General features: G+C 66.8%; 23 protein-coding genes and 1 tRNA gene. 15 read left to right on the top strand and 9 right to left on the bottom strand.

Annotation, left to right across the window (positions count from 1 at the left end):
• The first annotated feature begins 139 nt into the window (after nt 1–139).
• The 7 genes from trpC (at nt 140) to ACIA75_RS13135 (ending at nt 7,995) form a co-directional block, all read left to right on the top strand.
• On the top strand, nt 140–958 hold the full coding sequence (trpC, locus tag ACIA75_RS13105) for an indole-3-glycerol phosphate synthase TrpC (RefSeq protein WP_397103210.1): 819 nt from the start codon (nt 140–142) through the stop codon (nt 956–958).
• Entirely contained in the window at nt 958–2,247 is a 1,290-nt protein-coding gene (trpB, locus tag ACIA75_RS13110; protein ID WP_397103212.1) for a tryptophan synthase subunit beta, read from the top strand. The genes trpC and trpB overlap by 1 nt, the downstream gene beginning before the upstream one ends.
• Nucleotides 2,244–3,044, top strand: coding sequence for a tryptophan synthase subunit alpha (gene trpA, locus ACIA75_RS13115; protein ID WP_397103214.1), 801 nt, complete (start codon nt 2,244–2,246; stop codon nt 3,042–3,044). The genes trpB and trpA overlap by 4 nt, the downstream gene beginning before the upstream one ends.
• 146 nt (nt 3,045–3,190) lie before the next feature.
• The gene (gene lgt / locus ACIA75_RS13120; protein ID WP_397103216.1) at nt 3,191–4,585 is read left to right on the top strand and encodes a prolipoprotein diacylglyceryl transferase; all 1,395 of its coding nucleotides are present in this window, start codon (nt 3,191–3,193) and stop codon (nt 4,583–4,585) included.
• A gap of 102 nt (nt 4,586–4,687) precedes the next feature.
• Nucleotides 4,688–5,191, top strand: a complete 504-nt coding sequence (locus ACIA75_RS13125; RefSeq protein ID WP_397103218.1) for a TM2 domain-containing protein — start codon at nt 4,688–4,690, stop codon at nt 5,189–5,191.
• A gap of 315 nt (nt 5,192–5,506) precedes the next feature.
• Nucleotides 5,507–6,925 carry a pyruvate kinase gene (gene pyk, locus ACIA75_RS13130; RefSeq protein ID WP_397103220.1) on the top strand — a complete coding sequence of 473 codons (1,419 nt, stop codon included), beginning with the start codon at nt 5,507–5,509 and terminating at the stop codon, nt 6,923–6,925.
• A 176-nt stretch (nt 6,926–7,101) separates the two neighbouring features.
• Nucleotides 7,102–7,995: an acyl-CoA thioesterase gene (locus tag ACIA75_RS13135; protein WP_397103222.1), complete on the top strand. Its 894-nt coding sequence runs from the start codon at nt 7,102–7,104 to the stop codon at nt 7,993–7,995.
• 80 nt (nt 7,996–8,075) lie between these two features.
• Here ACIA75_RS13135 and ACIA75_RS13140 read toward each other — a convergent pair whose 3' ends face one another.
• The 8 genes from ACIA75_RS13140 to ACIA75_RS13175 form a co-directional block, all read right to left on the bottom strand.
• On the bottom strand, nt 8,076–8,483 hold the full coding sequence (locus tag ACIA75_RS13140) for a hypothetical protein (protein WP_397103224.1): 408 nt from the start codon (nt 8,481–8,483) through the stop codon (nt 8,076–8,078).
• A gap of 177 nt (nt 8,484–8,660) precedes the next feature.
• Complete coding sequence (locus tag ACIA75_RS13145) at nt 8,661–9,290, bottom strand: low molecular weight phosphatase family protein (RefSeq protein WP_397103226.1); 630 nt, start codon at nt 9,288–9,290, stop codon at nt 8,661–8,663.
• Between the two features lie 300 nt (nt 9,291–9,590).
• Nucleotides 9,591–10,574 (bottom strand): ABC transporter ATP-binding protein, encoded by a 984-nt coding sequence (locus tag ACIA75_RS13150; RefSeq protein ID WP_397103228.1) that lies wholly within the window; start codon nt 10,572–10,574, stop codon nt 9,591–9,593.
• Nucleotides 10,564–11,586, bottom strand: coding sequence for an ABC transporter ATP-binding protein (locus ACIA75_RS13155; protein ID WP_397103230.1), 1,023 nt, complete (start codon nt 11,584–11,586; stop codon nt 10,564–10,566). Before ACIA75_RS13155 ends, ACIA75_RS13150 begins: the two co-directional genes overlap by 11 nt.
• A 28-nt stretch (nt 11,587–11,614) precedes the next feature.
• Nucleotides 11,615–13,183: an ABC transporter substrate-binding protein gene (locus ACIA75_RS13160; protein WP_397103232.1), complete on the bottom strand. Its 1,569-nt coding sequence runs from the start codon at nt 13,181–13,183 to the stop codon at nt 11,615–11,617.
• Between the two features lie 70 nt (nt 13,184–13,253).
• Nucleotides 13,254–14,678, bottom strand: a complete 1,425-nt coding sequence (locus ACIA75_RS13165; protein WP_397103234.1) for an ABC transporter substrate-binding protein — start codon at nt 14,676–14,678, stop codon at nt 13,254–13,256.
• 180 nt (nt 14,679–14,858) lie between these two features.
• Entirely contained in the window at nt 14,859–15,752 is an 894-nt protein-coding gene (locus ACIA75_RS13170) for an ABC transporter permease (protein ID WP_397103236.1), read from the bottom strand.
• Nucleotides 15,749–16,702, bottom strand: a complete 954-nt coding sequence (locus ACIA75_RS13175) for an ABC transporter permease (RefSeq protein ID WP_397103238.1) — start codon at nt 16,700–16,702, stop codon at nt 15,749–15,751. Before ACIA75_RS13175 ends, ACIA75_RS13170 begins: the two co-directional genes overlap by 4 nt.
• 354 nt (nt 16,703–17,056) lie before the next feature.
• On the opposite strand from ACIA75_RS13175, the gene ACIA75_RS13180 reads away from it, so the two are divergent.
• Nucleotides 17,057–18,331 (top strand): FAD-binding protein, encoded by a 1,275-nt coding sequence (locus tag ACIA75_RS13180; protein ID WP_397103240.1) that lies wholly within the window; start codon nt 17,057–17,059, stop codon nt 18,329–18,331.
• Nucleotides 18,328–18,825 carry an HAD domain-containing protein gene (locus tag ACIA75_RS13185; protein WP_397103242.1) on the top strand — a complete coding sequence of 166 codons (498 nt, stop codon included), beginning with the start codon at nt 18,328–18,330 and terminating at the stop codon, nt 18,823–18,825. The genes ACIA75_RS13180 and ACIA75_RS13185 overlap by 4 nt, the downstream gene beginning before the upstream one ends.
• Before the next feature lie 127 nt (nt 18,826–18,952).
• Here the strand turns inward: ACIA75_RS13185 and ACIA75_RS13190 are convergent.
• Nucleotides 18,953–19,039 (bottom strand) — tRNA-Leu (locus ACIA75_RS13190).
• A 219-nt stretch (nt 19,040–19,258) separates the two neighbouring features.
• Between ACIA75_RS13190 and ACIA75_RS13195 the strand changes: the two genes are divergently transcribed.
• From ACIA75_RS13195 to ACIA75_RS13220, 6 genes are all read left to right on the top strand, one after another.
• Nucleotides 19,259–19,855: an ANTAR domain-containing response regulator gene (locus ACIA75_RS13195; RefSeq protein ID WP_397103244.1), complete on the top strand. Its 597-nt coding sequence runs from the start codon at nt 19,259–19,261 to the stop codon at nt 19,853–19,855.
• 204 nt (nt 19,856–20,059) lie between these two features.
• On the top strand, nt 20,060–21,310 hold the full coding sequence (locus tag ACIA75_RS13200; RefSeq protein ID WP_397103246.1) for a branched-chain amino acid ABC transporter substrate-binding protein: 1,251 nt from the start codon (nt 20,060–20,062) through the stop codon (nt 21,308–21,310).
• A gap of 149 nt (nt 21,311–21,459) precedes the next feature.
• Nucleotides 21,460–22,473: a branched-chain amino acid ABC transporter permease gene (locus ACIA75_RS13205; RefSeq protein ID WP_397103502.1), complete on the top strand. Its 1,014-nt coding sequence runs from the start codon at nt 21,460–21,462 to the stop codon at nt 22,471–22,473.
• Complete coding sequence (locus tag ACIA75_RS13210) at nt 22,470–23,891, top strand: branched-chain amino acid ABC transporter permease (RefSeq protein ID WP_397103248.1); 1,422 nt, start codon at nt 22,470–22,472, stop codon at nt 23,889–23,891. The genes ACIA75_RS13205 and ACIA75_RS13210 overlap by 4 nt, the downstream gene beginning before the upstream one ends.
• Entirely contained in the window at nt 23,888–24,925 is a 1,038-nt protein-coding gene (locus ACIA75_RS13215) for an ABC transporter ATP-binding protein (RefSeq protein WP_397103250.1), read from the top strand. The genes ACIA75_RS13210 and ACIA75_RS13215 overlap by 4 nt, the downstream gene beginning before the upstream one ends.
• A complete protein-coding gene (locus ACIA75_RS13220; RefSeq protein ID WP_397103252.1) occupies nt 24,922–25,671 on the top strand; it encodes an ABC transporter ATP-binding protein in 750 nt (249 codons plus the stop codon). The genes ACIA75_RS13215 and ACIA75_RS13220 overlap by 4 nt, the downstream gene beginning before the upstream one ends.
• Nucleotides 25,672–25,677 lie beyond the last annotated feature (6 nt).

A 25,677-nucleotide genomic window follows, 5' to 3' on the forward strand; every position in this document is an offset into this window, starting at 1 on the left:
GGGTCCGGCCGGGATCACCCGCCCCCGGCGTCGGCGCGTCACGGCCTGCCATTTACTCTTGTTCAGCATCGGTGAGACAGCGCCTGGGGGAATTCCTGCAGGCAGTAACTCGCGTCTCCCCAGAAAGGATTCGAGCCAGATGACTGTACTCGACTCGATTCTCGACGGGGTCCGCTCGGATGTAGCCGCTCGGGAAGCAGTGCTGGACTTTCCCGCGGTGAAGGCAGCGGCCGCCGCCGCCCCGTCGCCACTCGACGCGAAGGCAGCCCTCCTCGAAGACGGGATCGGCGTGATCGCCGAGGTCAAGCGGGCCAGTCCGTCCAAGGGCGCGCTCGCCGACATCGTCGACCCGGCGAGTCTGGCCAAGTCCTACGAGGACGGTGGCGCCCGGATCATCAGTGTGCTCACCGAGGGCCGGCGCTTCCACGGATCGCTCGACGATCTGGACGCGGTACGCGCGGCGGTCACCATTCCGGTGCTGCGTAAGGACTTCGTCGTGGGCCCGTACCAGATCCACGAGGCCCGTGCCCACGGTGCGGATGTGATCCTGCTGATCGTGGCCGCCCTGGAACAGGACACTCTGGCGTCGCTGATCGATCGCACCGAATCGCTCGGGATGACCGCACTGGTCGAGGTGCACACCGAGGAGGAGGCCGATCGTGCCCTCACCGCCGGTGCGAGCGTGATCGGTGTCAACGCCCGGAACCTCAAAACGCTCGAGGTCGACCGGGACTGCTTCTCCCGGATCGCGCCGGGATTACCCACCGAGGTGGTGCGGATCGCCGAATCCGGCGTTCGCGGCACCGCCGATCTGCTCGCCTACGCGGGCGCCGGCGCGGACGCGGTACTCGTCGGCGAGGGGCTGGTCACCAGCGGTGATCCCCGCGCCGCGGTCTCCGAACTGGTCACCGCCGGTACGCATCCGTCCTGCCCGAAACCGGCCCGGCGGGGGCGATGATGGCAACCTCAGGGTCGTCCACCAGCACCCCGTTGCCCGCCGCCAGCCAGGGGGTTTCGCAGCGCAGCGAGCACGAACCCGACGAGGGCGGCCATTTCGGCGTCTACGGCGGCCGACATGTGCCCGAGGCGCTGATGGCGGTGATCGAGGAGGTCACGGCCGAATACGACAAGGTCCGACTGGACCCCGCTTTCTTGAACGAACTCGACCGGTTGCAGCGTGACTACACGGGCCGCCCCTCGCCGGTGTTCGAATGCACGAGCCTGGCCGAACACGCCGGTGGGGCGCGGATCCTGCTCAAACGCGAGGATCTGAACCACACCGGATCGCACAAGATCAACAATGTGCTGGGGCAGGCGCTGCTGGCCAAGCGGATGGGCAAGACCCGGATCATCGCCGAAACCGGCGCCGGGCAGCACGGGGTCGCCACGGCCACCGCCTGCGCCCTGCTCGGCCTGGACTGCATCGTATACATGGGTGCCGTCGATACCGCCCGGCAGGCGCTGAATGTGGCCCGGATGCGGCTGCTGGGGGCCGAGGTCATCTCGGTGACCGTCGGCTCGCAAACGCTCAAGGACGCGATCAACGAGGCCCTGCGCGACTGGGTGACCCACGCCGACGACACCTACTACTGCTTCGGCACCGCCGCCGGCCCGCACCCTTTCCCCATGATGGTCCGCGATTTCCAGCGGGTCATCGGACTCGAGGCCCGGGCCCAGGTGCAGAGCCTCACCGGCCGGCTCCCCGATGCCGTCGCCGCCTGCGTGGGTGGCGGGTCCAACGCGATCGGCATCTTCCACGCCTTCATCGACGATCCCGGGGTCCGGCTGGTCGGCTACGAGGCCGCCGGTGACGGTGTGGACACCGGGCGGCACGCGGCGACCTTCGCCGGTGGTTCCCCCGGCGCCTTCCAGGGCGCCTACTCGTATCTGCTGCAGGACGAGGACGGCCAGACCATCGAATCGCATTCCATCTCGGCCGGCCTGGACTATCCCGGCGTGGGCCCGGAGCACGCGTTGCTGAAGGATATCGGCCGCGCGGAATACGTGCCGGTCACCGATACCGCGGCCATGGACGCCCTGCTGCTGCTCAGTCGCGCCGAAGGCATCATCCCGGCCATCGAATCCGCGCATGCCGTCGCCGGGGCGCTCGAACTGGGCCGTGAGCTCGGCGAGGGAGCGATCATCCTGGTGAACCTCTCCGGTCGCGGCGACAAGGATATGGACACCGCCGCCCGCTGGTTCGGGCTCTTCGACGATCCCGACAGCGGCAAGGAGAACGGCCAGTGAGTTCCGAATCCCGTCTCGGCGCCACCTTCGCGGCCTGCCGGGCCGATCGCCGCGCGGCGCTCATCGGCTACCTGCCGGCCGGCTATCCGGATCTCGAGGGCTCCCGCCGGGTGGTGCGGGCCATGGTCGAATCCGGCTGCGATATCGTCGAAATCGGGGTCGCCTACTCCGACCCCGTGATGGACGGGCCGACCATTCAGGCCGCGGCCGATCAGGCCTTACGGGGCGGCGTCCGGGTACGCGATGTGTTCTCCGTGGTCGAAGCCGTCACCGATGCGGGCGCTCAGGCAGTGGTGATGAGCTACTGGAACCCGGTGCTCAAATACGGGGTCGATCGATTCTCCCGCGATCTGGCCGCGGCCGGGGGAGCCGGCATCATCACCCCGAACCTGATCCCCGAGGAAGCCGGTGACTGGTTCACCGCCTCCACCGCGCACGGCCTCGATCGCATCTTCCTGGTCGCGCCCTCGTCCACCGAAGAGCGGCTGGCCGCCACCATCGATGCCAGTTCGGGTTTCGTGTACGCCGCGTCGACCATGGGCGTCACGGGTGCCCGGGACGCGGTCTCGTCCATGGCACCCGCGCTGTGCGGCCGGATTCGCGCGCACAGCGATATCCCGATCGGTGTGGGACTCGGGGTGCGCTCCGGGGCACAGGCCGCCGAGATCGCGGCCTACGCCGACGGTGTGATCGTCGGGTCGGCGCTGGTCACGGCCGCCGCCGAGGGTCTCGACGCGGTGCGCGCGCTGACCGCGGAGCTGGCCGGCGGTGTCCGGGCCGCCGCGGTCGCGTCCTGACCTGCGCACCCGTCCTGCCATGGGCGGAACGGGGAGTCGACGTACCCGGAGCAGCTGCCTGAGGTAGGGAGTCCCCGGACCGTCGTGACACTCGCGGGGCGGAGGCCGGACTTGCCAACGTAGCCGCCTGGACTACGGTTGCCCCCGTGACCGTTCTTGCCGTATCGGAGACCGCCTCGACCGCCGGAACCCCCGGCGGCGCCGTCCCGCCCGCCGCCGAACTGCTGGCCTACCTGCCCAGCCCGCCGCAGGGCGTCTGGGAACTCGGGCCGTTCCCGCTCCGCGCGTACGCGGTATGCATCATCCTCGGCATCATCGTCGCCATCTGGTGGGGCGAGAAGCGCTGGCGGGCCCGCGGCGGTGAAGCGGGCGCGGTCCTGGACGTCGCGGTCTTCGCCGTACCGTTCGGTCTCATCGGCGGCCGCATCTACCACGTCGCCACCGACTGGCAGAAGTACTTCGGTGCCGACGGCAACCCGATGGACGCCCTGAAGATCTACCAGGGTGGCCTCGGTATCTGGGGCGCGGTGTTCTTCGGTGCCATCGGCGCCTGGATCGCCTGCCGGATCTACAAGATCCCGCTGCCCGCCCTGGGCGACGCCATCGCCCCGCCGATCCTGCTCGCCCAGGCCATCGGCCGGCTCGGCAATTACTTCAACCAGGAACTCTACGGCCGCGAGACCGATGTGCCGTGGGGCCTGGAGATCTACCTGCGATTCGACGAGTCCGGCCGGCTGGACATGATGAACGGTGTCTCCTCGGGCGAGGTGCATTCCGTCGTGCATCCCACGTTCCTCTACGAATTGCTCTGGAACGTCGCGATCGTGCTGGCGCTGGTGTACATCGACCGGCGCTTCCGGATCGGGCACGGGCGCCTGTTCGCGTTGTACGTCGCCGGCTACTGCTTCGGACGGTTCTTCGTCGAACTCATGCGCGACGACGAGGCCACGCAGATCGCGGGTATCCGGATAAACTCGTTCACCTCCGCACTGGTGTTCCTGGTCGCGGTCGCCTACTTCCTGTTCGCCACCAAGGGCCGGGAGACCGCCGAACAACTCCGCCCCGGAGCCGGCCCGCGGCCGTGGCCGTGGCAATGGGGTGCCCTGCGCGCGGCCGGAGCCGCGGGCGCAACGTCCGCCGAAGCCGGCTCCGGTACCGGCGATTCCACCGAGTCCGGTGAATCCGCGGCCACCGACGCGTCCACGGAGACGACGGAGGACGCCGGCTCCGCGAAGCCGGCCGGGAGCGCGGAGGCGGCGAAATCCGTCGCGGACAACGACAGCGCGAAGCTCACCAAGGACGCGACGGACGCGACGGACGCGACGGACGCCGATCCCGCCGACCCGGAGACCGGAGCGCAGGACACCGCGGTCAGCGAATCCGCTGCCGCGGAAACGGATGCGGTGGCACAGCCGGATACGGATACGGATACCGATACCGCGGTCGCGGTATCCCCGGAGGCCGCGACCGCGGCACCGGATGAGACCGTGCTCGACAAGAACGGCAAAACCGCCGAATCTGCCGCCCCGCGAGCCGAATAGGGCGTCGCCCGGCGGACGGTGTGGTCCATCTGACACCATTTCGGGCAGGGGAGCGAGAAATCGGTTGTCCTCCACTACCGGGGGCGCCACGAAGGAGGAACAGTGACCGATCCGTACCAGCAGGGCGGACCTCAATACGGCCCGCCGGGGACCGGCCCGGATCTGAGCAAAGCGCCGGGAGCGCCGGGGTATCCGTCGCAGCCGCAGGCTCAGCCCTACCCGTCGCAGCCGCAGCCCTATCCGGGGCAGCCGCAGCCGTATCCCGGGCAGCCGGATCCGCAGTACGGCGCCGCCCCGGGCTACGGCCAGCCGGCGCCCGGCTACGGTGCGCCCATGGGGTACGACCCGGAGGCGCCGTACGGCCGCGATATGTACGGGGTGCCACTGTCGGACAAGCAGAAAATGGTGGCGGGGCTGCTGCAGATCTTCATCGGCGGATTCGGTGTCGGCCGGTTCTATCTCGGTGACACCGGGATCGCCATCGGCCAGATCTGCGCCACCATTTTCACCTGCGGTATCGCGGGACCGATCTGGGGTCTCATCGACGGCATCATGATTCTCACCGGAAAAGTCACCGATTCCTACGGTCGTCCGCTCCGGGACTGAGCGCACGAACACGCAGCGTATGCGGGCCCGCTGTCGGCGGGCCCGCATATCGCGTTTCCGGGACCGGAACCCGGCTCCGGATAGGTCTTCTCGCCGGGGGAGTTCGCCGCAAGCCCGGCCGATCCGCGGGCGTGTGGCGCCGGCGGTCGCGCGCCCGCCGCGCACACGGAATTTCGCCCTGGGTAACAGGACTGTCAAACCTGCGGTTCATCCTGAGACGGGCGGTGTTGGGCCGCTGTTCACCCAGAATTCCCTTCCGGCGGCCGCCCGCGGGCCGGGCGGGACGGAGTATCCCGGCAGGATTAGGCTCGACACGTGATGCGACGGACGAAGATTGTGTGCACCCTCGGCCCGGCCACTGCCACCGAGGAACGTATTCGAGAGCTCGTCGACAGTGGTATGGATGTCGCCCGGCTGAATTTCAGCCACGGCGAGCATTCCGACCACGCCGAGAACTACAAGAAGGTGCGGCAGGCCTGCGAAGATCTCGGCCGCGCCGTCGGCATCCTGGCCGATCTGCAAGGCCCCAAGATCCGGCTGGGTCGTTTCGCCGAGGAGCGGACCGTCTGGGCGACCGGTGAGACCGTCCGCATCACCGTGGACGATGTCGTCGGCAACCACGACCGCGTCTCCACCACCTACAAACAGCTCGCCGCCGACGCCAAATCCGGTGACCGGCTACTCGTCGACGACGGCAAGGTCGGGCTGGAAGTGATCCGCGTCGAGGGCAACGACGTGGTGTGCGAGGTGACCGAGGGCGGCCCGGTCAGCAACAACAAGGGTGTGTCGCTGCCGGGGATGGATGTCTCGGTGCCCGCCCTCTCCGAAAAGGACATCGAGGATCTGGAATTCGCCCTGAGCCTGGGTGTGGATTTCATCGCCCTCTCGTTCGTCCGCTCGCCGTCGGATATCGAGCTCGTCCACGAGGTGATGGACCGGGTCGGCCGCCGGGTGCCGGTGATCGGCAAACTGGAGAAGCCGGAGGCGATCGACAACCTCGAGGCCGTGGTGCTGGCATTCGACGCGGTCATGGTGGCCCGCGGCGACCTGGGCGTGGAACTGCCGCTGGAACAGGTCCCGATCGTGCAGAAACGGGCCATCCAGATGGCGCGGGAGAATGCCAAGCCGGTGATCGTGGCGACCCAGATGCTCGAATCCATGATCGAGAACTCCCGGCCCACCCGGGCCGAGGCCTCCGACGTCGCCAACGCGGTCCTCGACGGCGCGGACGCGGTGATGCTGTCCGGGGAGACCTCGGTCGGCAAATATCCGATCGAAACGGTGCGCACCATGGCCCGGATCGTGCACGCGGTCGAGACCGAATCGACCAGTGTGCCGCCCCTGACCCACACACCGCGGACCAAGCGCGGTGTCATCTCCTACGCCGCCCGCGATATCGGTGAACGACTCAATGCGAAGGCCCTCGTCGCGTTCACCCAGTCCGGCGATACGGTGCGGCGGCTGGCTCGTCTGCACACGCCGCTACCGCTGCTGGCGTTCACCCCCCTGACGGAGGTGCGCAGCCAGCTGGCGCTCACCTGGGGCACCGAAACCTTCATCGTGCCCACGGTGGACAGCACCGACGCGATGATCAAACAGGTCGATCAGGCCCTGCTCAGCATGAACCGCTACCGCAAAGGTGATCTCGTGGTCATCGTGGCCGGCTCGCCACCGGGTACCGTCGGGTCCACGAATCTCATCCACGTGCACCGTATCGGCGAGGAGGATCACTGAATGCTGTGGATATCGGGCATGGACGAGGGCCCTGCGTGGTTACGCTCCGCTACCGCCTCCGGGCCTGACTCGCTCATGCTGTGTCCATCGGGCATGAGCGAGGGCCCTGCGTGGTTACGCTGCGCTACCGCCTCCGGGCCTGACTCGCTCATGCCGGAAAACCGCGGAGTCGTTCGGTGAGTGCGCCGTTGCACGATCCGGCGACCGGCCGCCACTCCGATCTGGACACCCTGCTGGAACTGCTCGACCTCGAGGAGGTGTCCGAGGATGTTTTCCGTGGGCACCATCCGGAGAAAGTGGCCAGCCGGACCTTCGGTGGGCAGCTGGTCGCCCAGGCGGTGATCGCCGCGGGCCGCACGGCCGGGCACCGCCCGATTCATGTGCTCAACGCCCACTTCGTGCGGGGCGGCGATGTCAAGAAGCCGATCGACTTCCACGTCGAACGCCATCGCGACGGCCGGGCCTTCGCCAACCGCACCGTGACCGCGACCCAGGACGGCCAGGAACTGTTCGTCATGCTGGCCTCCTTCCAGGAGTGGGGCAAAGGCCTCGAACACGCGCACGAACGCCCCGAGGTGCCGGACCCGGAGACTCTGCCCCGGGTCCAGGAGAGCTTCGCCGGGTTCGAGGACAAGCTGGAGATGTTCGTCAACGCTCCGCACCCGATCGATATGCGCTACACCAACGATCCGGCCTGGATCCTCAAGGGCACGGGCGAGAAACTCAACCACAACCGCGTGTGGATGCGGGCCGACGGCACCCTGCCCGACGATCCGCTGCTCCACGTGGCGGCGCTGAGCTACTCCTCCGACACCACGGTGCTGGATTCGATCATCACCACGCACGGGTTGTCCTGGGGCCTGGACCGGATCGTCGCCGCCACGGTGAACCATTCCATCTGGTTCCACCGGCCGTTCCGGTTCGACGAATGGGCCCTGTACGCCACCGAGTCCCCCGTGGCCGCGGGCTCACGGGGGCTGGCGACCGGGCGTTTCTACTCCCGGTCGGGCGATCTGCTGGCCACCACGGTGCAGGAAGGCGTCATCCGGCATTTCCCGCCGCGGCGCTGAGGCGATCCCTCCGCCTTCGCTGCGGCCTCCGCTGACCGCATGCGTTGCTCTGGGCGAGCTTTGTGACCGTCGGCGAAGGTTCAGAGCCGCTCGGGCAGGAGCGGCTCGATATCGGCGTCCGTGCGCTGTTCGGCGCTGAGGGTGAACGGCGCCCCGGGCCCGACGGCGTCCAGGCCGCGCAGCAGCCGGTGCTCCAGCGCGCCGATATAGCCGTCGGTCAGCTCCGCCGGATCGCCGGCGAGGCTCAGCGCGATTTCGAAAGTCGCGTGGCCGTACGGTTCCGCGCCGGGATTCCCGGCGCGCCAGCGACTGTCGAATTCCCGGTGCCGGGAATCGTCCTCGGCGACCGGTAGCGTGCAACGCCACGCGCAGACGTCACCGTCGTCGAGATGTTCGGCGAGTTCCGTGCGCACGGAATCGACGAGTTGTTCCAGGGTTTCCGGTGTCACATAAACATGAAGCGAAACATCCGAAATGCGTTTCGGCATGCCTGATTCCTGTCGTGTGTCGAACCTGCAACGGGATTGGATTCTCGGATCGGTGTTCCGGACCGCGAGTGTAGTGCTCGCGGCCGGGAAAGTCAGGTCCCGCCCCGGTATCCGGTGCCATCGGGGCGCGGCGCGGCGTTCACGACTTCGTCGATGGCCGCTGCGCCGGGCGCGCGTTCACGCGTACCAGCCGGTGTGCTGGGCGGCGACGAGCGGAGAGAGCCGCTTCGGCGACGACGCCGGCTGCACCACCAGCGGCGGCCGCCCCCAGTTGTGGTGAGCGGCCGGCAGCGCCGCCGGCGCCAATGCCACCAGCAGCGGCACCAGCGCGTCGGCGATCTTGTCCCCGACCTCGCAGTACGCCTTCGCGGAAAGACCGATCGGATCGGCGATGTTCTCCCGTCCGACCAGCGACAGGTTGTCCCGGCTGCGATGCAGCTCGGCCACGGTGCGCGCCCCGGTGACCCGGGCGATCCGATGGGCCTCCAGCAAGGTGAAGGTCCGGGATCCTGCGGCGGCCGATTCGGCGATCTCGTCCCGGATGTTCTCAGTCATGGTGAGGACCAGATCCGCGCGATCGATATGCTCGGGTTTCAGCTTGCGGGCCCGGAAGTTGCCCGGGTCCCCGCCCAGCCCGGTGATGGCCTCGGCAGCCCGTGGTTCCACCGGGAAACCGACCAGCGCCCGGGTCCCCGCGCTTTCCGCGGTGATCCCGGCCAGCCGGTATTCGACCGCGATGGAGTGGGTGAGTCGTTCGGCGATCACCGAACGGCACACATTGCCATTGCAGACGAACAGGATGTGCATGCCGCTACGGTAATTCGCCCCTCCGCAGCTCAGAACCGCTGTTCGTCCAATATCACACCGCCGAGCCGGTGAATTCATCTCCTATTGGCATGCCGTTTTTCCGGCGGGCCGCCACGCGCGGGTTCCGGCGTCCGAGGCGTCGGTAACCGGTGCTGATGACGCTACCGGCTCCGCGACGGACCACCCGGGTCCGACGGTGTAACGTGCCTGCCTCCGAACGGCAGGGTTTGTCGTGTGCCGGACGGTGTTGCCGGAGCCGGCCTTCCTGGTGACGGAAAGCCCGGACTCCGCGGTGCGCCGTCAGGCTTCGGTCAACGGGAAGTGGCAGGCGGCGTACTGCCCCGGCCGGACCGCCCGGACCTGAGGCTCCTCGTCCGTACATCGTTGCTGGGCACGCGGGCAGCGTGTCCGGAACCGGCAGCCCTGTGGCGGTGCGAGCGGTGAGGGAAGATCGCCGGCCAGCGCGGGGCCCGCGAAACCCTCGTCCGGATCGGCGAGCGGAACCGAATCGAGCAACGCTCTGGTGTAGGGGTGTGCCGGGTGGTCGTACACCTCGACGGCATCACCGAACTCGCACACTTTGCCCAGGTACATGACCATGACGTTGTCGCTGATCGTTCGGATGACACCGAGATCATGACTGATGAACACCACGGTCAGGTCGTATTCGGCCTTGAGCTCGGAAATGAGATTGAGGATCTGCGCCTGCACGGAAACATCCAGCGCGGACACCGGTTCGTCGCAGATCAGCAGCCGGGGCTCGAGTGCCAGCGCACGTGCGATCGCGATGCGCTGGGCCTGCCCCCCGGACAACTGTCGCGGCAGCGCGCCGGCGAGCCGCTCGTCTATCCCTACCTTGGCCAGCACCTCCTTGGACGTCGACTCGCGTTCGTCCGCGGGCTTTCCGGCCACGGCCAAGCCCTCGACCACGATGTCGCGCACCGCCCTGCGCGGGTTCAGCGAGGCCACCGGATCCTGGAAGATCATCTGCATTTCCCGCCGCAGCGCCCGCATGCGGCGACCGTCGGCCTCGTCGATCTGCTCGCCGGCGAAGGCGATCCGGCCGGAGGTGAGCGTGTCCAGGCGGAGTACGGCCCGGCCGGTCGTGGACTTTCCACACCCGGATTCCCCGACGATTCCGAGGGTCTCGCCGGGCAGGACGTCGAAACTGACCGACGACACCGCCTGAACGGTCCCGCCGTCGGTGTTGTACTCGACCACCAGATCGCGCACGCTGAGCAGTGCCGGCTCGTCGCGCAGATGCGCGGTTCCGCTACCCGCCATGGATATCACCACCTGATTCGGAAAGGGCTGCTACGGGTTCGAGAGCCGGATGCGCACACGCCACCAGGTGGTCCGCGGCGATCTCGGTGAGCGCCGGACCGGGAGCCTCGCGGCACCCGTCGGTGACGTGATCGCACCGGGGCGCGAACCGGCATCCCGGCGGTGGTGCTGCCGGATCCGGCAGGCTGCCCTCGATCAGCCGCAGTGGCGCGTACCGCTGGTGGTCGATCGTCGGGGTGGCGCCCATCAGAGCCCGGGTGTATCGATGCCGAGGGGCGGTGAAGACCTGGCGGGTCGCCCCGCATTCGGCCAACCGCCCGGCATACATGACCGAGACCCGGTCGGTGCGACCGGCGACCACCGAGAGGTCGTGGCTGATCAGCATCAGCGACATCCCCCGGTCCCGCTGCACGCGGCGCAGCAGGTCGAGGATCTGCCGCTGGATCGTCACGTCCAGTGCGGTGGTCGGTTCGTCGGCGATCAGCAGATCGGGTTCGCAGGCCAGCGCGATCGCGATCATCACTCGCTGCCGCATACCGCCGGACATCTCGTGCGGGTAGTTGCGTAACCGCCGCTCCGGATCGGGCACCCCGACCTCCCGGAGCAGCTCGAGCGCGCGAGTGTTCGCTTCGGAACGGCCGATTCCGAGATGTTTACGCATTCCCTCGGTGAGCTGGCGGTCGACGCGCACCACCGGATTGAGCGACCGTCCGGGGTCCTGGAAGACCATGGCGATCTGCTTGCCCCAGATCTCGAGCTTCTCCTTCTTCGAGAGCGCGAGAATGTTCCGGCCCTGGAAGATCACCTCGCCGGAGCATCCGGCGCGGGGCGGGAACAATCCCATGATCGCCCGGGCCATCACCGACTTCCCGGATCCCGACTCGCCCACCACGCCCAGCGCCTGCGCGCGATCCACATCGAAGGACACATCGTCCACGGCCCGCACGACACCGCGTTCGGTATTGATATAGGTATGCAGGTTGCGCACCTGCAGATTCGGTTGAGCACTCATGGTCTCAGCTCTCCTAGGGTCGCGCTCGCTACTCGACGATCCACAGCTCCTCGGGCCGCACCGAACCGGCGCCGTACATGGTGAGGCCGCCGACGTTCTTCCCGGTGGCGGCGCCCGCGACAGTCCGGGTGTAGAAGATGGCGGGCACCAGTTCGATCAGCCGCTCCTGAACCGTCCGGTAGGCCGCCCCGCGCTGCTGCACATCCGTCGATATCCGGCCGGTGTCGAGCGCCTTGTTCAGGGCCGCATCGTCGACGCCGGCGGTATTCCGGCTCGAGTCACCGTGGAAGGCCGTCCACAGCCGCGGCTCGGGATCATCGAAGAACGCCCCGCCGGTCATCATGTCGAAGTCGTGTGTATAGCGCAGCTTGATCAGGTCGACGATATCGATGACCTTCACCTCGACCTCGACATTGTCGAACGCGCTGAGCTGAGCCTGCACACTCTCCGCCAGCAGCCGGTTCTCCGTCTGTGCGGTGGTGGTGTACAGGAACTTCACGGGCTTGCCCTCGGCCGCCAGCTCGTCGAACAACCGTTGCGCGGTCGCCGGATCGTGCGTGTCCAACGGCAGATCCTGCGCATAGTACGGAGAGGATTCACGGAACAAGGTGGTCGGGAGTTCCCCGCTGCCGTTGTAGATGGTCTGATTGAGCGCGTTCACATCGACCGCGGCCGCCACGGCCCGACGGGCGCGGATATCGTCGAACGGCGCCCGCCGCATGTTCATCGACAGGTGTTGTCCGCCGTGCAGCGGCGATACCGCGGTGGGGAAACCTTGGTTCTTCAGTTTTTCGATGCTTCCCCAGTTGGAGCTGATGATCACGTCCGAACCACCGCTGACCAGCGTGTTGAAGCCCTGAACAGAATCGCCGGAGGTGCGCAGCTCGATCCGGTCGAGGTACGGCTTGGGCGCATCCCAGTAGCCGGGGTTCTTCACCAGCTCGATCACATCCTGCCGGGCCCACCGCTGGAGGGTGAACGGGCCCGCACCCACCGGGTTGTTGTCGAAGGCCGCGCGCCCGGCCTGCAGCGCCTTCGGTGAGGCGATCCAGTTCATCGAACTTTCGACGAGGGTGTAGGCGAAATGCGGTACGGGGTGATGCATTGTTACCCGCAGCGTGGTCGGATTCACGACCTCGGACGACGCGATCACCGTCGCATCCTCGCGATAGGTCGATCCGTTGGCCGGGTCGGGAAAGCGGTCCCAGTTGAACTTCACGGCCGCCGCGTCCAGCGGAGTACCGTCGGTGAACCGCAGATCGGGCCGCAACGTCAACTCGAACGTGGTACCTCCGTCGTGCGTGGCGAAGCCCGTCGCCATGGTGTATTCGATCTTTCCGGTGTCCGGATTGTTGACCATCAGCGTCCCGTACAGGGCATTGCCGAGGAGGGCGTTGATCACCCACTGATTCCCCAGGGCCACCGGGTCGAGGGTGCGCGGTTCACTGATCTGGGTGATCTGTGCCGTACCGCCGGGCACCGGGTCGCCACCGGGGCCGGTTCCGGTTCCTGTTCCCGCCCCGACTCCGCCACAGGCGGCCAGGACGAGAGCGGTACAGCAGACAACGATCGAACGAAAGAGCGATGCTCGGAACATCATTGTTCCTCTCAGAAGAGAATCGAGGAGTGAATCGGTCACGGTTCCGTGTCCGGATGGTTTGCGGCAGCTAGTTCTCGACCCAGAGTTCCTCCGGTAGCAGCGACCCGTAGCCGTACTGCACGACACCACCGACATTCCTGCGGGTGACGACGCTCGGTTCGTTCCTGATCTGGAAGATCACCGGGACAAGAGCATTCAGTCGTTCCTGCACCCGGCGATACGCGTCGGTGCGCTGTTCGACCGTGGTTCCGGCCCGGCCGTCCTGCAGTGCCCGGTTCAACGCGGCATCGTCTATCCCGGACATGTTGCGCCGGGAATTGCGGTGGAATACCGACCACAATGCCGGTTCCGGATCGGTGAAGTTCGCCGCGGCTGTCGTCATATCGAAGTTGTTCGTCCGGCGCAGCTCGACCACTCCGGTGATATCCGTGACCACGACCGCGACCTCGACATTGGCGAACGCGCTGAGTTGCGCCTGCACGTTCTCCGCCAGCGCCCGGATCTCCGCGGTGGGACCGCTGGTGAAGGTGAACGAGACCGGCTTACCCTCGGCCGCCAACTCATCGAAAAGTCGTTGCGCGGTCGCTCGATCCGGCTGGGGGAGCGGTAATTCCGTGTGGAACGGCGACGACTCGCCGAACAGCGTCTTCGGGACCTGGCCGGCACCGCTGTAGATGCCGGTGTCGATGGCCTCGAGATCGATCGCCGCGGCGACCGCGCGCCGGGCACGCACATCGTCGAAGGGCGGCCGGCGCGTGTTCATGGTCAGGGTCTGCCCGCCGTGCAACGGCACCGTATCGGTCGGGAAACCCGCCTCGCGGGCCTCGGTGAGGCTCGCCGGGTTCGTCTCGATCACCAGATCGGCACCGTCACTGATCAAGGTATTGATCCGCTGCGTGGTATCGGCGTTGGTGCGCAGGGTGATCGCGTCGAGAAAGGGTTTGGGCGCATCCCAGTATCCGGGGTTCTTCACGAGCTCGATGGCATCTCCACGTGCCCAGTGCGACAGCGTGAAAGGGCCGGCCCCGACCGGGTGGCTGTCGAACTGTTGTCTGCCGGCCGCCAGCGCGGCGGGAGAGGCGATCCAATTCAGCGAGGTGCCGTATATCGCCTCCGCGAAGTTCGGAACCGGCTCGGTCATCCTGACGGCGAGCCGGGTGGCGTCGACCACCTCCGTCGAGGCCACCATCGATGCTTCCTGCAGAGAGGCCGATCCGCCGGCCGGGTCCTTGATCCGGTCCCAGTTGAATTTCACGGCCGCCGCGTCCAGCGGAGTACCGTCGGTGAACCGCAGATCGGGCCGCAACGTCAACTCGAACGTGGCACCCCCGTCGTCGGTAGCGAAGCTCTCCGCCATGGTGTAGGTGAGTTCGCCGGTCTCCGGATCGTTGATCATCAACGTCCCGAACAGGGCATTGCCGAGTAGTGAATTGAGCACCCACTGGTTGCTCAGCGTCACCGGGTCGAGGCTGCGCGGCTCGGTGATCTGCACGATGCGGGCGGTACCGCCGGGCACCGGGACGGTGCCCGCCGATTTTTCATTGCTAACACCACCGCACGCTGTCAGGAGCGATGCGAGGCACAGCAGGGCTGCGACGAGCAGACAACAGCGTCGGATCATCATTCGGTACCTCAGAGCTGAAACGGGGAGGGCACTTCGGAGTGGGCCGGGTCAGTCGCGCATCGTGCGATCGAACCGGCCACGCAGGTGGTCGCCGGCCTGGTTCAACGCGAACACGGTGCAGAAGATGACCGCGGCGGGCACGAAAACCATGTGTGGAGCAGTGGCGAGACTGTCCTTGCCGTCGGAGATCATTCCGCCCCAGCTCGGTGTCGGCGGCGGGATGCCCAGCCCGAGAAAGCTCAGCGATCCTTCCGCGACGATGAGCGCGGCCATGACGACCGGGAGATAGGCCAGCAAGGGTGGCAGCACATTGGGCAGGATCTCCTTGCCCAGGATCCGGCCGTGCCCGGCACCCATGTTCCGCGCCGCGAGGACGAACTCACGGGACGTCCAGGTCAGCGTGTTCGCCCGGGCGAGCCTGATGAACGACGGGATGATCACCAGCGACAGGCCGGCCACCAGCGTGCGCAGTCCCGGGGCGAAGACCGCGGTCAGCGCCATCAGCAGGATCAGCGGCGGGAACGCCAGCATCGTATCGCTGAGCAGCCGGATCCCGGAGTCCGTCCGCTTCTGGAAATAGCCGCCCAGCATCCCGATACTCGACCCGAGCGCCGATCCGAGAAGGGCCGCGACCGTGCCGATCAGCAACGACACCTGGGCGCCGTAGACGCACCGGGACACCATCGATCGCCCCAGGTTGTCGGTGCCGGCCAGCAGGTCGAGTGACCCGAGTTGCGGCGGTTGCCGGGGTGGGCCGATGGGGATCGAATACGACGCCAGGGGGAGTAGATCCGCAAAGATCGCCGCCGCGATCATCACGATCAACCAGGCGTAGGACAGGTACACCAGTATCGAGCGAGCTTTCCGCACCCGGGGAACATCCGGCTTCTTCGGTGCCTCGATCGGCTGCTCGAGCTCGATCTGTACTTGGGCTCGGGTCATACCGTGGCCACCTTCCGGACCCGCGGGTCGATCAGCTCATAGCTCGAGTCGACCAGGATGTTGATGACGACGTAGACGACCGCCATGAATGCCACGATTCCCTGCACCATGATGAGGTCCCGGGAAACGATCGAGGAGGCGAGCAACTGGCCCAGTCCGGGCAGCGAGAACAGGGTTTCGACGATCACCGTGCCGCCGATCAAGCGCCCGAGATTGATACCGGCCAGCGTGATCAACGAGAACGACGACGGCCGGAGCGCGTGCCGGAACATCACGTACCACTCGTTCATACCCTTGGCCCGGGCTGCCCCGATGAAATCCTCACGCAGGGTGGTCATCAGGTCCGTCCGCAACAGCCGGTGGAACGCGGCGATCTCCATCAACGCCATGGCCATGGCCGGCAGCAGGGCGGACTGCAGGTTCGCCCCGATCCCGTCTTCGATGCGGCTCCATCCCGTCACCGGGAACCAGCCGAGGCTGACGGCGAAGAAGTAGATGAGGACCGGACCGGCGACGAACGCAGGGACAGAAAGGAGGACGGAGGAGAGCGCGGCGGTCCCTCGGTCGACCGGACCTCCCGGCCGCATCACCGACACCACGGCGAGGAAGACCGCGCAGACCAACGCGATGATCAGTGACATGGCGGCCAGTTGGAACGTCACCGGTAACCGCTCCGCGATCGCCGTCGTCACCGATTGCCCGGTGAGCGGCGAGGTGCCCAGATCACCCTGGGCCGCGTTCCCGACCCAGTGCAGGTATTGCACCCACACCGGCTGGTCGAGGCCGAGTTTGCTGTTCAGCGCGGCAACAGCTTCCGGCGTAGCGGCGTCGCCGAGAATGACCTGAGCCACCGAGCCCGGTGCGAAACTCAAGAGCACCACGACCGCCAGGGTGACCAGGAGGACTACCAGTAGGCCTCTGCCCAAACGCCTCACGATGGAGAGCACCATCCACCTCCGCCTTTCACGAGCGCGCGACCGTTCGCCCGGTCACCTGCGAGGTGCCGGTTGCTTCTCGGTCTGATGCGGGCCGACGCGGCTTGTGAGAATTGGATTCTTCTCACAAAAGTATACGTTCGCGTCCGAGGTAGAATCATATTCTACCTCGGGGGAGTTGTACCGAAAAACGGTAAAAGAACTTCAAAGTCGCTGGTAGCGACCGCTTGTGGGCCATGCCGCCGGGGCTGCCGAGAGCCTTCTCGGCCACCGGCGGCGCGGGTGGTGCCGGCGGCCCATCGGCCCACCTGGCTCACTTCCTGCCTCGGACGGTCATCGGTGTATACCACCGGTGGGAAGGGGAGATGCTTGGGAACGAGCCGTCGTCCCGAAGGAGGAGTTGTCATCACCGAAGCCTGTACCGACGAGTTCACCACCGATTTCGGCGGCGAACGACATGCTGTGCCCCGGACTGTGCACCGTATGCCGGGTGCGTTTCCCTCGGTTGTCCTGGCGGCCGGCCGGCCGTTGACGCTGCGCGGTGCCGGGCACAGTTGCAACGGGCAAACGGTCACGGCAGATGATCTACTCGTCACCCACACCCCGGATTCCGGTGTTTCGCAGGTTCGGGACCTCGGGACCGGCCTGGTCGAGGTACCGGCCGGTATGAGCTGGTACGACCTCGAGCACTACCTCAATCGCCACGGCAGAGCCGCCCCGGTGCTCACCGATCATCTGCACGTCACGGTGGGTGGCACGCTGTCGGCCGGGGGATTCGGGATCAGGTCGGTACGCAACGGCATGCAAGTCGATCACGTCGAGCGAATCCAGGTGACCGATGGCACGGGTGCCAGCCGCTGGTGTTCACCTACCGAACATCCCGAGCTTTTCCGATTCGCGCTAGGTGGACTCGGCGCCGCGGGATTGATCGAACGGGCGGTCTTGCGCACGGACCCGTATCGCGAGTATGCCCATGTGCACCACCTCCGGCACGACACCTTGTCCGACCTGGTCGAGCACACGGAACGGATCGCGCAGCGCGACGAGGTGGACCTCTACTGTGGATCGTTGCGCCGGGGCGTCATACGTTCCAGCACCGGCTGGAATCGTGTGCCACGACGATGCAACGGGGCGGACTGCCGCACGGTTCGCACCGGACCTGCCGCCCGAAGCCCGCACACCAGGATCGTCGCTCCGGCCGCCGACAGGGTACGAATGTGGACCGACTACGTGGTGCCACCCGGTGCCCTGGCCCCGATGGTGGAGGCGCTGCGGACCCGCTGCCCGCTCGACCGGTTCCCGCTGATGCTGTACTTCCTGGTCGTACGCCGGGCCGAATCGGCAAGCCGCTTCGCCTTCGCACCGGCCGGCGCGCTTCCGGTGGCGATCGGTTTCGGTATATACACGACGATTCCCGACGACCCCGCCACGATCTCGACTGTCCGCCGGCTCTTCGGCGAGCTACTGGAGCGATGCTCCCGGCTCGGCGGACGCCCTTACCTGTACGGAGTACACGATCTCGATCCGGCGTCGGCCCAGCGGCTGTACGGGTCCGATATGCCAGGACTGGCGCGGCTACGCGCCGCTCACCGGCTGGAGCATGTCAACGCGCACCTACCGATAGTGCAGGCCACCGCAGCATGATCGGTCACACACAGCGCCCGCTGCTGTTTCTCGATGTCGACGGGCCACTTCTTCCGTTCGGTGAAGATCCCGAACGCGGCTGCCGGAATGTCGCGTCGGACTCGCGCTTCTCCCGGCTCAGCCTCGGGGCCGGCCGCCGGCTGGCGGAGCTGCCGTGTCAGCTGGTCTGGGCGACGACATGGGAAGACGACGCCAACTCCGAAATCGCTCCTCGGCTCGGGCTGCCACAACTGCCGGTCGTGCGCTGGCCGGAGCCCTCCGCTGAGCACGAGCGCGAGGATCGCTGGTTCGGGCTGTGCTGGAAGACCCGGACCCTGGTGGACCGGGCTGCCGGCCGCCCGTTCGCCTGGGTCGACGACGAGATCACCGACGCCGACCACACCTGGGTCTCCGCCCACCACCCCGGCCCTGCGTTCCTGCGGCACGTCGAGTCGTACCGGGGGCTCGGCGACGACGACTTCACAGCCCTCGATCGCTGGTTGCGGACAACCTGAGCCGCACAGTATCCACAGGAAACGACTAGTACTCCCTGATGGATGGGAATGGATGCCGGGGCGTGAGCTGCTGCGGACTGCGTGAGGCTGTAGGAGATGGGCCGGTTTCGGGAATACCCCCCGACCTTGGTGCCGAGTGTGGGACTCGAACCCACACGTCCTTTCGGACAACGGTTTTTGAGACCGTCGCGTCTGCCAGTTCCGCCAACTCGGCGCACCGGAGGGAAATGATAGCCCGCCATCGGCGGATTACCGAATGCGGGTCCGTGGGGGCGGGTGGAGGGGCGATATGCAGGGTATATGCGATGCCGTTCCAGGTGAACGGTAGTCTCTACAGCACCCGATCGCGTGGCGGCGGATCGACGGCCGAGGATCGGCTGGGTCCGGAGTCCGCGGTGCAGGGGATGAGGCATCGGAACCAGAGGGGTCGTTGATGGGCACTAGTGCGGACGCCGGGACGAAGCGCGTGGTCGTCGCCGAGGACGAGGCGTTGATCCGGATGGATCTGGTGGAGATGCTGACCGAAGAGGGCTACCGCGTCGTCGGTGAGGCCGGGGACGGGCAGCAGGCTGTCGATCTGGCGGTGGAGCACCGTCCCGATCTGGTGATCATGGATGTGAAGATGCCGCGGCGCGACGGGATCGATGCGGCTGCCGAGATCGCCTCGAAACGTGTTGCGCCGGTGGTGATCTTGACCGCATTCAGTCAGCGCGATCTGGTGGAGCGGGCCCGTGATGCCGGAGCCATGGCTTATCTCGTGAAGCCCTTCACCAAGTCCGATCTGGTGCCGGCGATCGAGTTGGCGGCCAGCCGGTTCCATGAGATCACCGCGCTGGAGAGCGAGGTGGCGAGCCTGGCCGAGCGGCTGGAGACCCGCAAGCTCGTCGAGCGGGCCAAAGGTGTGTTGATGCAGACCCAGGGGCTGAGCGAGCCGCAGGCCTTCAAATGGATCCAGCGCACGGCGATGGATCGGCGGACGACGATGAAGGCGGTGGCCGAGGTCGTGCTGGAGAACCTCGCACCGCAGTGAACCCGCGGTGAGCGGATGTAATCGTTTCGTCACCGGTTTGTGTTCGCGCAGGCCACACCCGGCGGGGAAGAGTTTACGGCCAGGTCATCTGCATGCGCCGAATGTCATGCGGGATCAACACACCGCGGTTATGTTTCTCCGTAGCCGACGTGATCGGCTTCCCCGGGCTCCCCGGGGTGGGATGAGGAACATAGGGGTTTGATCGTGCTTGGTTCGACATGGCTGTCCGGGCCCTCGCGGTACAGCCGTACCGCGCGTGGCCTGGTCGGTATCGGCGCCGTCGCGGCGCTCGTGCTCACCGGATGTAGCGATAAATCGACGGGTGCATCCGATTCCCCGGGCGCTGCCGGGGAATTGTCCATCCAGCCGGTGATGCAGATCGATGCGGCGGGCAACGAAGTGCCGGCTACCGACGCATCGGCTGCCGCGGATCCCGCCGGCGACGGTTCGGCGACCTGCGCGCCGGGTACCACCATCGCCATGGCGGGCGCGCTCACCGGCCCGGACGCCGCGCTCGGTATCAACATCGTCAACGGTGTGAACCTGGCCCTCGACCAGCACAACAAGGCCAATCCGGGTTGCAAGATCGAACTGAAGAAGTTCGATACCGAGGGCGATCCGCAGAAGGCCAGCCAGGTGATCCCGCAGATCGTCAACGATCCGTCGGTGATCGGCCTGGTGGGCCCCGCGTTCTCCGGGGAGACCAAGGCCACCGGCCAGATCCTCAGCGATGCCGGCCTGGTGGCGGTCTCCGCCTCGGCGACCAACGCCTCGCTCACCAAGAGCGGCTGGACGACCTTCTTCCGCGGTCTGGCCAACGATGATGTGCAGGGGCCGTCGGTCGCCAAGTACCTCACCGACAATGCCGGGTACAAGAAGGTGTGCGTGGTGCAGGACAACACCGACTACGGTGTCGGCCTGGCCGCGAGTATCACCCAGGGTCTCGGCGCGGCCGCCGATCCGGCCTGCGCGGCCTCGATCAAGAAGGGCGACAAGGACTTCTCGGCGACCGTCACCAAGATCGCCGCGGTGAAGCCGGACGCGATCTTCTACTCCGGCTACTACGCCGAGGCGGCTCCGCTGGCCCAGCAGCTGAAATCCGGCGGGGTGGACGCGGTGTTCGTCTCCGCCGACGGTACCAACGATCCGCAGTTCGTCTCCCAGGCCGGCGGTTCGGCCCAGGGGGCCGCACTGTCCTGCCCGTGCGGTCCGGCGCCGGAGGATTTCGCCGACCGGTACCAGCAGCTCAACGGGCAGGCGCCCGGTGTGTACTCGGTCGAGGGTTACGACCTCACCACCATCCTGGCCAAGGGGATCGACTCGGGTAAGGTCACCCGGCCCGATCTGCTGGAATTCGTCCGCAGCTACGACGGTCCCGGCCTGGCCCGCCAGTACAAATGGGATGCCACCGGAGAACTGGCCAACGCGCTGATCTGGATGTACGAGGTCAAGTAGCGGTCGCGCGGAGCGGCACGCAAGCCGGCGAAAGAACGGCGTGCGTGCCGCTCGCTCGCGCATGAGGGGACCGACTTGATGACGATGAGGGTTCGATGACAGCACTCTGGCCGGCCGGTGCGGTGCTACCGGCGACGGGTTCGATCGATATGGCCTATCTGGCCGATAGTTCGATCGATTTCAACTACGAAGGCGTGATCGATCAGTTCTGGCGGCTGACCGTGGACGGTTTGTCCTACGGCGCGATCTACGCCTTGGTCGCAGTGGGCTACACGCTGGTGTACGGCGTTCTGCGGCTGATCAACTTCGCCCACTCCGAGGTATTCATGGTCGGCATGTTCGGCCAATACGTGGGGCTGATGCTGCTGGGCTTCACGCCCAGTGGTGATATCTACAGCCAGGGCGTGATCCTGACGGTCACCTATCTGGCGCTGGCGATGGTTTTCGGGATGGCGGTCTCCGGTGCCACGGCGGTGGGGCTGGAACGGGTGGCCTATCGACCGCTACGGCGGCGCGGCGCCAAACCGCTGGTCTTCCTCATCACGGCCATCGGAATGTCGTTCGTACTCCAGGAATTCGTGCATTTCGTGCTGCCCAAGGTGTGGCCGGATCTGGGCGGTACCAATGCCCAGCAGCCGATCATCCTGGTGGAACCCACGGTGCAGTTCAGTTTCGGCGGCGCCGATGTCACCAATGTGACCCTGGTGATCGTGGTGTCGGCGGTGGTGCTGGCGCTGCTGGCCGAACTGCTGATCAACCGGACCAAGTTCGGGCGCGGTATCCGCGCGGTCGCCCAGGACCCCGATACCGCGACCCTCATGGGTGTCTCGCGCGAACGCGTGATCATGCTGACCTTCCTCATCGGCGGCCTGCTCGCGGGCGCGGCGGCCATGCTGTACGCGTTGAAGATCCCCAACGGCATCATCTATTCCGGCGGATTCGTGCTCGGTATCAAGGCCTTTGCCGCCGCGGTGCTCGGCGGGATCGGTAATCTGCGCGGCGCACTGCTGGGCGGACTGTTGCTCGGACTGGTGGAGAACTACGGGCAGATACTGCTGGGCACCGAATGGCGCGATGTGGTGGCGTTCGTGGTACTCGTCGCGGTGCTGTTCTTCCGGCCGACCGGCATTCTCGGCGAAAGTCTCGGGAAGGCCCGCGTATGACTGTCTCGACGAAGACTCCGGAGAAACGCCCGCCCGCCGCGTCTCCGCCGGCGCGGGGGCTGGGCGATACGTTGCGCGCCTGGTGGAACGGGCTGAGCCGGCCCGCGCAGTGGGCGGTCGGCGTTCCCGCGATCCTGCTGCTTGCGCTGTTGCCGCTGTTCCCGCCGCCGCTGCTGGACACTCCCGCTACCAGTTTCGGTGGCGTCATGGCGCAGTTCGCCATGTACGCGCTCATCGCGATCGGGTTGAACGTGGTGGTGGGCCAGGCCGGGCTGCTCGACCTCGGCTACGTCGGCTTCTACGCTGTCGGTGCCTATACGGTCGGCTTGCTGACCAGCCCGAACAGCCCGTGGAACCAGACCGACGGCGGCTGGCTGGACTCGGATTGGGCCTGGCTGGCCTGTGTGCCGCTGGCCATTATGGTCACCGCGGTCTCGGGTTTGATCCTGGGATCGCCGACGCTGCGGTTGCGCGGTGACTATCTGGCGATCGTCACCCTCGGCTTCGGTGAGATCGTGCGCCTGCTCGCCGATAACCTGGGCGATCTGACCAACGGCAGCCTGGGGTTGTCGGGTATCGCGTATCCACGAGTGGGTGAATCGGAGACGAGTCCGGGCGGGGTGTTCTCCGCCGGCAATGTCGGCTCCGACAGTTCGAACCTCCTGGAACGGGCCAACTCCGGCACCTGGTGGTACTGGGTGGGCATGCTGGCCGTGATCGCGGTCCTGCTGCTGGTCGGCAATCTGGAGCGCAGCCGGGTCGGCCGGGCGTGGGTGGCGATCCGGGAGGACGAGGACGCCGCCGAGATCATGGGCGTGCCGACGTTCACATTCAAACTGTGGGCGTTCATGATCGGCGCCGGGATCGGCGGACTGTCCGGCGCCCTGTTCGCCGGGCAGGTCCAGTTCATCAACCCGACCGGCTTCAACATCATCAACTCGATGCTGTTCCTGTGCGCGGTGGTGATCGGCGGCCAGGGCAACAAGCTCGGCGTGATCGTGGGCGCGTTCCTGGTGGTATATCTGCCCAACCGGCTGATGTCGGTGCAGCTGGTGACCGATGAGGCCACCGGCTATGTGCGGCTGGCGGTGATCGCCGTGGTTGTTGCCGCGCTGCTGGCCGGCTGGCGGTTGTGGGCGCGTAAGGCGGCCGCGACCTGGATCCGGTGGGCGTATCTGACCGTGACGGTGATCGCCGCGGTCTACGCCGTGCTGCTGCTGAGCAGCATTCTGCTGTTCTATCCCGGCGGCGCCCAGTCCCTGGGTGACCTGAAATATCTGTATTTCGGCATTGCGCTGGTGGTGATGATGATCCTGCGACCGCAAGGGTTGTTCCCGGTCCGGCAGAAACTACTGGCCTACGGGCGGCAGATCATCCGGGCGGTACGGCCGGCCGGGGCCGTGGAGGTGAACCGATGACCGGGCCGCACGCCGGTGGTGCGATGTTCAACAACGACGATATGAATGCCGAATTCGCCACCGAGAAGCTGCCCGTCATGGACCAGCCGGCCGGTCCGGTGGATGTCACCGCCATCGATCCGGCACTCGGTGATGCCACCGTGGTCGCCGAAACCGTTGCCCCGCACCGGGAGATCCGGACCGCGGTGGGCGAGTCACTGCTCCGCACCGAGGATCTCACCGTGAAATTCGGTGGGCTCACCGCCCTGGACGCGGTGAGTTTCGATATCCGGCGCGGCGAGATCCTGGGCCTCATCGGACCCAACGGCGCGGGCAAGACCACCTGTTTCAACGCCATCACCGGCGTCTACCGGCCGAGCGGGGGCACTGTCGTCTTCGACGGCCAACCGCTGACCAAGATCAAACGGAATACCATCACCCGGCTCGGCATCGCGCGCACTTTCCAGAATGTGCGGTTGTTCGGGGAAATGACCGCTCTGGAGAATGTGGTGGTGGGTACCGACGCCCGGCACCGGACCTCGATCCCGGGCGCGATACTGCGCACCCCGCGGCACCGCCGCGAGGAACGCGATGCCGTCGAACGCGGGATGGCGCTGCTGGAATTCGTCGGGATCGCGCCCCGCGCGGTGGAAAAGGCCCGCAATCTGTCCTATGGCGATCAGCGCCGGCTGGAGATCGCGCGCGCCCTGGCCACCGAACCGAAACTGCTGTGCCTGGACGAACCGGCCGCCGGGTTCAATCCCAGCGAGAAATCCGCGCTGATGGATCTGATCCGCAAGATTCGCGACGACGGGTTCACGGTGCTGCTGATCGAGCACGATATGCGACTGGTGATGGGCGTGACCGATCGCATCGTGGTGCTCGAGTTCGGGCGCAAGATCGCGGACGGTCTGCCCGCGGATATCCGCCAGGATCCGGCCGTGATCGCGGCGTACCTCGGTGTACCCGACGACGAACTGGAGGCACGGGATATGCCCGGTCCCGGTCCCGGCCCGCGTGGCTACCCGAACTACCCATCGGAAGGACAGCGATGACGGTGCCCGGGTTCGTCCACGGGGCGGACACTCTGCTCGAGGTCGACGATATCGTCGTCAATTACGGCAGAATCCAAGCGCTGCACGGTATTTCACTGCAGGTGACCGACGGTGAGCTGGTCACCCTGCTCGGCGCGAACGGTGCCGGTAAGACCACCACCATGCGCGCGCTGTCGGGTCTGCTGCCGCTGACCCGCGGGCGGATTCTGTTCGAAGGCCGCGATATCACTCGGATGAAGGCCCACGATCGGGTTGCCGCCGGGCTGATCCAGGCACCCGAGGGGCGGGGTGTGTTCCCCGGGATGACAGTGCAGGAGAACCTCGATATGGGCTGCTATGCGCGGCCCTACCGGCACAAACCGGAGTACAACACCGCGCTGGAGCAGGTGTTCGAGCTGTTCCCGCGGCTGCTCGAGCGGCGCCGGCAGGTCGGCGGCACCCTCTCGGGCGGCGAACAGCAGATGCTGGCGATCGGCCGGTCGCTCATGGCCCGGCCGCGGCTGCTGCTGCTCGACGAGCCGTCCATGGGGCTGGCGCCGATGGTGATCCAGCAGATCTTCCGGATCATCGCCCAGATCAACCGGACCGGTACCACGGTGCTGCTGGTGGAGCAGAACGCCCGGCAGGCGCTGGCGCGTAGTCATCGCGGCTACATCATGGAAACCGGGGAGATCGTCAAGACCGGCCGCGGGCCGGAGCTGCTGGACGATCCGGCGGTGCAGGCCGCGTACCTCGGTGTCGGCTGACCGGCC

Origin of the sequence: Nocardia sp. NPDC051750 (assembly GCF_044453135.1) — a bacterium.
In the GTDB taxonomy this organism is placed as follows: domain Bacteria; phylum Actinomycetota; class Actinomycetes; order Mycobacteriales; family Mycobacteriaceae; genus Nocardia.